This window comes from Mycobacterium sp. SMC-18 (assembly GCF_045310895.1).
Lineage (GTDB): Bacteria > Actinomycetota > Actinomycetes > Mycobacteriales > Mycobacteriaceae > Mycobacterium.
This window is the reverse complement of sequence record NZ_JBJIAL010000111.1, coordinates 1-1,807: the sequence shown is the minus strand read 5'-3', so window position 1 is coordinate 1,807 and position 1,807 is coordinate 1. Positions and strand designations below refer to the sequence as shown.

The following is a 1,807-nucleotide window of genomic DNA, read 5'->3' as shown; positions in this document are numbered from 1 at the left end:
CGAGCACGCCCACTACAGCGCCCTCGACCGAGAGCGTCAACCCGTATAGCAGCGGCGGAAAACCTGGGGCGGTTCAGTGGTGCGGATGGTGGTTTTCGAGGTACGTGTGGTGGGGGTCATTGCAGGGTCCTTTTCTGGGCGGCCCGCTCGTAGACGGACAAGTCGATGACAGTGGAATCGGTTGATGCAGTGGTGGATTCGACCATGCAGGTCGTAGCATCGCGGGACTGAACCAGTTGCGCGGCAGCGGCATTGGCGGCCGGCCCGGGTGGGATGCGTTCCTTGCGGCGGTGCGGACGCCCGGTGTTGGCGGTGGCCATCGCGGCGGTATCCAGAGCGATGACGTGCCCGCTGTCACGAACCATCACCCCCAACCCATCGGCGGCCATGCGGTGCCGCGCCACCACGATGCCGGTCGTGGTGGCGATATCGCAGAACTCACCACCAACCGGATGGCTGACGCTCACCTGCGCGGCGGCCAGCTCCGGGGGCACCGAGTACCGGTTGCCGCGGTAGGACACCAACGCCTGCCTTGAGGCGGTTCGGGTTTCTGACACGATCACCGGATACGGCGTCGCCGGCACCGGCGAGAGGGGTTCGGCCTTGGCGACCACGGCCACCGACGACCACCCGTCGGCGGTGGCCCGGATCCGGGTGTCACCACGAACATTGGCGAAGCGATCCACACTGGCCTGTGCCGCCTCGACGGTCATGTCGTCAGCCAGGGTGCGCCACCACCGTTGTGCGGCAGTGTGATTGACCTTCTCCACCACACCCTTGCGATTCCCACGCCGTGGTGGACAGATCGCCACCGAGACCCCGTAGTGCTTGGCGACCCCGGCGAACGAGGCGGTCACCCGGCCTGAGCCTGGATCGCAGACGGTGGCCATCCGGTCGAACCGCCAGATGCGGGTCAGCCCGCCCAGACCCCGCACGATGCGGTCGATGGCGGCCACCAGATGGGGTTGATCCATCGACGGTGACAGCACCGCGCGCCACTTGCCGGAATGGGCCAGCGAGCCGACCAGCAGGAAGGCTTTCTTGCCCCACCCCCAGGATGCGGGTGGATCGGGCAATTCCAGCCAGTCCCACTGGGTTTCCTCACCCGGTGGATGAGCGATGATGGTGTTGGGCCGGTCGGTGGCGGCGCGGCAGGCTTGGCAGTCCGGGCGCAGATTGCGGGTGCGAATGTTGCGGGTCAGGCTCTGATACGACAAACCGAAACCCAGACTCTCGAGTTCGTCGTACAGGGTGCGCGCCCACAAATGCGGGTCCTCGGTCAACCTCGCGGTGACGTAGTCGACGAACGGATCAAACGGATCCGGGCCGGGCCGGGCACGGACCCCGGGCTGGCCGTCACCGGCCAGGTACTTGCGGACCGTTTTGCGGTCGAAACCGGTGTGGCGGGCGATCGCAGAGATCGACCAACCACGTTTTTGTAGGGCGTGTACTTCCATGTCGTCCTCCCATGTGAGCATGAGAAAGCGGGCCCCCTTCGACTGGAGCTACTGGCGTCAGACACCAGCAGCATCGAGGGAGGCCCGCCCTTCTCGGCGGAGCCACACGGGTGGGGAATTTCGATGAGCGTCAGTGGGGAATTTCAGTGAGCGCGGTCACGGTTCGGGGAAACCCTGGCGGCGTCAGGTCTGGTGCCGTCGATCGGGGCGGTCGGAGATGCTTTCGACAACGCGTTGGCCGAGACGACCATCGGGCTGTACGAGCACGAAGCCGGGTCAAGTCCACCCACGTGGTGTACGACGTCGTCGTGTGATTCTTCGATGTGATGGTTTAGGCGGTCAGGGCCGCG

At 65.8% G+C, this 1,807-nt stretch carries 1 protein-coding gene; it reads right to left on the bottom strand.

Going from position 1 to position 1,807, the window contains the following annotated elements; all coding sequences use genetic code 11:
• Positions 1 to 116: 116 nt before the first annotated feature.
• Entirely contained in the window at positions 117 to 1,478 is a 1,362-nt protein-coding gene (locus ACJH6J_RS30275; protein ID WP_071289820.1) for a Mu transposase domain-containing protein, read from the bottom strand.
• Between the last annotated feature and the right edge of the window lie 329 nt (positions 1,479 to 1,807).

What these genes read in the sequence shown, in the direction of transcription:
- ACJH6J_RS30275 (WP_071289820.1), bottom strand. Translation starts at nt 1,478, where the DNA reads ATGCTCACATGGGAGGACGACATGGAAGTACACGCCCTACAAAAACGT.